This is a genomic window from Amnimonas aquatica (assembly GCF_002943415.1).
Classification (GTDB): domain Bacteria; phylum Pseudomonadota; class Gammaproteobacteria; order Pseudomonadales; family Moraxellaceae; genus Perlucidibaca; species Perlucidibaca aquatica_A.
On record NZ_PTQZ01000104.1, the window covers coordinates 1 to 6,060 of the forward strand.

At 72.9% G+C, this 6,060-nt stretch carries 5 protein-coding genes; 2 read left to right on the forward strand and 3 right to left on the reverse strand.

What is annotated here, in order from left to right; genetic code table 11:
* On the forward strand, nucleotides 1-390 hold a 390-nt coding region (locus C5O18_RS05480), incomplete at its 5' end, for a DUF924 family protein (RefSeq protein ID WP_105192178.1).
* A gap of 27 nt (nucleotides 391-417) precedes the next feature.
* On the opposite strand, the gene C5O18_RS05485 is transcribed toward C5O18_RS05480, so the two are convergent.
* A complete protein-coding gene (locus C5O18_RS05485; RefSeq protein ID WP_105192180.1) occupies nucleotides 418-1,803 on the reverse strand; it encodes an adenosylmethionine--8-amino-7-oxononanoate transaminase in 1,386 nt (461 codons plus the stop codon).
* A 142-nt stretch (nucleotides 1,804-1,945) separates the two neighbouring features.
* Between C5O18_RS05485 and chrA the strand changes: the two genes are divergently transcribed.
* Nucleotides 1,946-3,412 (forward strand): chromate efflux transporter, encoded by a 1,467-nt coding sequence (chrA, locus tag C5O18_RS05490; RefSeq protein WP_105192182.1) that lies wholly within the window; start codon nucleotides 1,946-1,948, stop codon nucleotides 3,410-3,412.
* Here chrA and C5O18_RS05495 read toward each other — a convergent pair.
* Both C5O18_RS05495 and C5O18_RS05500 read right to left on the reverse strand, forming a co-directional pair.
* Nucleotides 3,334-4,629: a dicarboxylate/amino acid:cation symporter gene (locus C5O18_RS05495; RefSeq protein WP_158249277.1), complete on the reverse strand. Its 1,296-nt coding sequence runs from the start codon at nucleotides 4,627-4,629 to the stop codon at nucleotides 3,334-3,336. The two genes, chrA and C5O18_RS05495, sit on opposite strands and share 79 nt — an antisense overlap.
* Before the next feature lie 112 nt (nucleotides 4,630-4,741).
* On the reverse strand, nucleotides 4,742-6,060 hold a 1,319-nt coding region (locus C5O18_RS05500), incomplete at its 5' end, for a gamma-glutamyltransferase family protein (RefSeq protein WP_146089227.1).

Sequence of the window (6,060 nt, forward strand, 5' to 3'; positions counted from 1 at the left end):
ACCGCGCACGGCCGCCTGGCCGAGGTGGTGGTGCTCGACCAGTTCTCGCGCAACATCCACCGCGACACCCCGCGCGCCTTCGCGCAGGACGCCATGGCGCTGGTGCTGGCGCAGGAGCTGGTGAACAGCGGCGGGGCGGCGGTGCTGACACCGCGCGAACGCGGCGTGCTCTACCTGCCCTACATGCACAGCGAGTCGCTGCCGGTGCACGACGAGGCCGTGCGCCTCTACGCCGCCGAGCCCGCGCTGGCCTTCCAGCTCGATTTCGAGCACCGGCACCGCGACATCATTGTCCGTTTCGGGCGCTATCCGCACCGCAACGCCATCCTCGGCCGGGTATCGACGGCGGAGGAAGTGGCGTTCTTGCAGGAGCCGGGGTCGGGGTTCTGAGCCCCGGTCCCGCAGCCGCCGGCTGGCTCACGCCATCTCCGGCCCGCGCTCCGACGCAACGCCCGCCGCCCCCGCCAGCCCCTCGTCGATCGCCTCCGCCGCCGTCGCCACCATCCAGCGGATCTGCTCCGGCGTGATGATGTACGGCGGCATGAAATACACCACCGAGCCGATCGGCCGCAGCAGCAGCCCGCGCTTGAGCGCCGCCTGGAAGATCGCCAGCCCGCGCCGTTCGCGCCAGTCGTAGGGCGTGCCGGAAGCCTTGTCGCGCACCAGCTCCACCGCCGCGATCATGCCGGTCTGCCGCACTTCCAGCACATTCGGGTGCTCATGCAGCGGCGCCAGCGCGTCGGCCATGACCGCTGCCAGCTCGCGGTTGCGGGCGATCACGTCGTCGCGCGCGAACAGGTCCAGCGAGGCCAGCGCCACGCGCGCGGCGAGCGCATTGCCGGTGTAGCTGTGCGAGTGCAGGAAGCCCTTGAGCGTGTCGTAGCGGTCGTAGAACACGTCGTAGATGGCATCCGTGGTCATCACCACCGACATCGGCAGATAGCCCGCCGTCAGCCCCTTGGACAGCACCAGGAAGTCGGGCGAGATGCCGGCCTGCTCGCAGGCGAACATGGTGCCGGTGCGGCCGAAGCCGACGGCGATCTCGTCGGCGATCAGGTGCACGCCGTGGCGGTCGCAGGCCGCGCGCAGCAGGGTGAGGTAGCTGGCGTCGTACATGCGCATGCCGGCCGCGCCCTGCACCAGCGGCTCGACGATCACGGCGGCGACTTCGTGCGCGTGCTCGGCCAGCAGCGTCTCCATAGCGGCCATGGCGCGGGCGGCGGCGTCGGGCAGCGACTCGCCGGGCTGGCGGCCGGCCGGCGAGGGCGCGCGCAGCGGCGGCCGCAGCATGGGCCGGTAGGTCTCCGAGAACAGCGGGATGTCGGTGACGCCGAGCGCGCCGATGGTCTCGCCGTGGTAGCTGTTCTCCAGCGCGATGAAGCGCGTCTTCTCCGGCTTCCCGAGGTTGCGCCAGGCGTGCAGGCTCATCTTCAGCGCGACCTCGATGCCGGAGCTGCCGTTGTCGGCGTAGAAGCACTTGTTCAGGCCCGGCGGTGCCAGCGCCACCAGCCGTTCGCTCAGTTCCACGATGGCCTCGTGGGTGAAACCGGCGAGAATGACGTGTTCCAGCGTGTCCGCCTGCTGGCGCAGCGCGGCATTGAGTTCGGGGTGGGCGTGGCCGAACAGGTTGACCCACCACGAGCTGATGCCGTCGAGGTAGCGCCGGCCGTCGAAGTCCTCCAGCCAGATGCCTTCGCCGCGCCGGATCGGCACCAGCGGCAGCTGCTCGTGGTCGTGCATCTGCGTGCAGGGGTGCCAGACGTGGCGGAGGTCGCGGCGGGAAATGTCGTGGTTGCTGGTCATGTCAGGGACTCTGGCCGGCGCGTGGCGCGCGCAGGCATATGCTTTGCGTCATCAGTTCGTTGGGTGCCCGCGGCCGGTCTGTCATGATCCGACCATGCGCGGGCACCAGACTGCCGCGACTTTACCAGCAGGATTCCAGGATATGCAGCCGCCGGTCCCCGATGCCGCTTCCGCGCCAGCCCCGGTCAACGCCGCCGCACCCGCCGCCGGCACGGACCAGCCGCCGGCCGTCGCGTTGCCCGCCGCGCCGGCCGGTGTCAGCCGCCGCGAGGCCTTCGCCTTCTGGCTGCGCCTGGGCTTCATCAGCTTCGGCGGCCCGGCCGGGCAGATCGCCATCATGCACCAGGAGCTGGTCGAGCGCCGGCGCTGGATCTCCGAGCGGCGTTTCCTGCACGCGCTGAACTACTGCATGCTGCTGCCGGGACCGGAGGCGCAGCAGCTCGCCACCTATCTCGGCTGGCTGCTGCACCGGACCTGGGGCGGCGTGGTGGCGGGCGCGCTGTTCGTGCTGCCGTCGCTGTTCATCCTGATCGCGCTGGCCTGGCTCTACCTGGCGTTCGGTCATCTGCCCTGGGTCGCCGGGCTGTTCTACGGCGTGAAGCCGGCGGTCACCGCCATCGTGCTGCAGGCGGCGCACCGCATCGGCGGGCGCACGCTGCGGCATCCGCTGCTGTGGGGCATCGCGGCGGCGGCGTTCGCGGCCATCGCGCTGCTGCACCTGCCGTTCCCGCTCATCGTGCTGCTGGCGGCGCTGGCCGGCTGGCTGGGGCAGCGGCGCTGGCCGGCGGCGTTCCGGACGGCCGCCGGCCATGCCGCCACGGGCACTGCGGCGCACGCGCCGGCGGTGATCGACGACGACACCCCGCCGCCGGCGCACGCCATCTTCCGCTGGTCGCGCCTGCTCGTGCTGCTGGCCGCCGGCGCCGCGCTCTGGCTGCTGCCCATGGCGCTGCTCGCCGCCTGTTTCGGCTGGCAGGGCACGCTGACGCAGATGGGCTGGTTCTTCACCACGGCGGCGCTGCTCACCTTCGGCGGCGCCTACGCCGTGCTGCCCTATGTCTGGCAAGGCGCGGTGGTCGAGCATGGCTGGGTGACGCCGGCGCAGATGATGGATGGCCTGGCGCTGGGCGAGGCCACGCCGGGACCGCTGATCATGCTGGTGGCCTTCGTGGCCTTCATCGGCGGCTATGTGCACCAGGTCTTCGGGCCGGAGCAGCAGGTGCTGGCGGGCGTGACGGCGGCGGTGCTGGTGACCTGGTTCACCTTCCTGCCGTCGTTCCTGTTCATCCTTGCCGGCGGTCCGCTGGTCGAGCGCACGCGCGACAACCTCCGTCTGGGCGCGCCGCTGACCGCGATCACGGCGGCGGTGGTCGGGGTCATCGTCAGCCTGGCGCTGTTCTTCGCCTGGCATGTGCTGTGGCCGGGGGCATCGTCCGCAGAGGCTGGCGCGCCGGGCGGCCTGCCGGCGTTCGGCGGCTTCGACCCGGTTGCCGCCGGCATCATGCTGCTGGCGGCGCTGGCGCTGTTCCGCTACCGGCGCGGCGTGCTCGAGGTCGTGGCCGGCGCGGCGGCGGCGGGGCTGGCGGTGACCTGGCTGGCGGCGGCGTAGCGCGCGACCACGCGCGTCGCCACCGAGTCGCTCCACACGTTCACGGCGGTGCGGCACATGTCCAGCGGGCGGTCAGTGATCAGCAGCAGGCCCAGCGCCTCCGCCGGCAGCCCCAGGCGGTCGAGGATGAGCGCGATGGCGACCAGGCTGGCGGCTGGTATGCCGGCCATGCCGGTGGACGTGGCCAGGGCCAGGAACATGACCACGAGCTGCTGCGCCAGCGACAGGTCGGCGCCCAGCAGCTGGGCCAGGAACAGCACGGCCACGCATTCGTAGAGGGCGGTGCCGTCCAGGTTCAGGGTCGCGCCCAGCGGCACGGTGAGGCCGGTGACCTCGCGCGGCACCCCGGCGCGCTCGTTCAGGCAGCGGATGCTGAGCGGCAGCGTGGCGGCCGATGATGCCGTGGAGAAAGCCATCCACAACGCCGGGCTCATGGCGCGGGCGTGGGACAGCGGGGTGACTTTCGCCAGCCGCCAGAGCACCAGCCCGAGGCTGCCGGCGGCGTGCACCAGCAGCGCCAGCAGCACGGTGGCGACGAACCAGGCCAGCGGTTCCAGCGCGGCCCAGCCGACCCGGCTGGCACTGGTGGCGACCAGCGCGAAGACGCCGACCGGGGCCGTGCGCAGCACCCACTGGGTGAGGGTCATGAGCACCTGCTGCAGGCCTTCCCAGAACTGCTGCTGGGTCTGGCGCAGGCCGGCCGGCAGGGCGCGCACGGCGAGGCCGACCAGCAGCGAGAACATCACCAGCGCGAGCAGGTTGCCCTCGCTGGCGGCCTGGATCAGGTTGCCGGGCACCAGCGCCAGCAGCGAGGCTTTCCAGTCGGCGTCGTCGGCGCCGGGCAGGTTGCTGCCGGCGGCCGCGGCGCTGGCGCTGCCCAGCCAGTCGGTGCCGGCGAGGTCGGCGCGCAGGCCGGGCGCGACCACGTTGGCGATCAGCAGGCCGGCGCTGACGGCGAGCACGGTGCTCATGCCGTAGTAGGTCACGGCGATGGCGCCGAGCCGGCCCGGCGCCTGGTTGAGGCCGCCGAGGCCGGCGATCAGCGTGGTCACGATCAGCGGCAGCGCCACCATCTTGAGCGCGTTCAGGAACAGGGTGCCGGCGACGCCGGTGCCGGTCAGCACGGGCTCGCGCCAGGCGGCGAGCGGGCCGGCCAGCAGCGCCGCGGTAATGATGCCGAGCACCAGCCCGGTCATGATCTGGCGGGTCAGGGTCATGGCCGCTCCTCTTGTTTTTGCTGTGATCGGTCGCCCGATTGTGCGGAGGTCCGGCCGCCGGGGGCAACCCGGCGGCATTCAGGCCGGGCTGTCGCCATGCCCGTCGCCGGCCTCAGAAGCCGTCGGCCCGGCCTTCGCGGCGCGGATCGGCGGCGGCCTCCAGGCCCGTTTCCGTGCGCAGGATGATGCCGTGCCCGCTGGTCATCGCCACCGTTTTCAGGTCATGCCCGCGCTCGCGCAGGAACGCGGCCAGCGCCGGATCCCGGTGCTGCAATTCGCGTTCCACCTCGGTGGCGCCGTTGCGGTTGAGCGCGTGCGGGAGCGATGCCAGCGCGCCGGCATCGTGCACGCCGGCAAGCCAGGCGGCCAGCACGCGGGTGTTGAAGCCGAGGATGCGGCTGCCGCCGGGCGAGCCGGTGGCGATCAGCGGGCGGCCGTCATTGTCGAGCAGCAGCGTGGGCGACATGGCGCTGCGCGGCCGCTTGCCCGGCTGCACCCGGTTGGCCACCGGCAGGCCGTCCTGCACCGGCATGAAGCTGAAGTCGGTGAGCTGGTTGTTCATGAGCAGGCCGTTGACCAGCAGGCGGCTGCCGAAGCTGTCCTCGATCGACGAGGTCATGACCAGCCAGCGGCCGTCGCTGTCGACCAGGCTGACGTGCGTGGTGCCGTGTTCGCGCCAGTGCCGGTCCATGGCCGCCAGGGCGGCGCCGGGCGGGTTGCCGGCGGCCACCGGGCCGGGTGCCGCGCGCTCGCCGATCAGCGCCGCGCGCTCGCGCAGGTAGGCCGGCGACAGCAGGCCGGCGGTCGGCACGGGGACCACGGCGGGATCGCCGACGTGCTGCTGGCGGTCGGCGAAGGCCAGGCGCTCGGCTTCCAGCAGGCGGTGCAGGGCGGCAGGCGCGAGGTCGTGGCGGTCGGCATCGTACAGCGCGGCGCCGGGCGGGCTGGCGGCCAGCCACAGGGCGAGGTTCTGCAGCACGCTGACGCCGCCGGACGGCGGCGGTGCCGAGCAGGCGCGCACGGCGGCGGTCAGGGCATGGCAGAGCGCCGGCGACACGCGGGCGCGGTAGCCCTGCCAGTCGGCGAGGGTGATGTCGCTGCCGGCGGCGCGCAGGGCGGTGACTATCTCGTCGGCCAGCGGCCCCCGGTAGAAGGCGTCCGGGCCGGATTGCGCCAGCGTGCGCAGCAGCCGCGCCTGCGCCGGGTTCCTGAGCAGGTGCCCCTGCGGCCAGGGCTTGCCGTCGGCATCCAGCAGGAGGGGGCGCAGGGTCGGCGAGGCGGCGAGCAGGGCATCCTGCGCGGACAGCGTGTGCAGGCGGTGCGACACCGGTGTGCCGTATTCGGCGAGGCGGATGGCCGGCGCCAGCAGCGTTGCCCAGGGCAGGCGGCCCCAGCGCCGGTGCGCTTCGGCAAGCATGGCCACGCTGCCGG

Coding starts and splice junctions, on each gene's coding strand:
- C5O18_RS05485 (WP_105192180.1), bottom strand. CDS start 1,803: ATGACCAGCAACCACGACATTTCCCGCCGCGACCTCCGCCACGTCTGG.
- chrA (WP_105192182.1), top strand. CDS start 1,946: ATGCAGCCGCCGGTCCCCGATGCCGCTTCCGCGCCAGCCCCGGTCAAC.
- C5O18_RS05495 (WP_158249277.1), bottom strand. CDS start 4,629: ATGACCCTGACCCGCCAGATCATGACCGGGCTGGTGCTCGGCATCATT.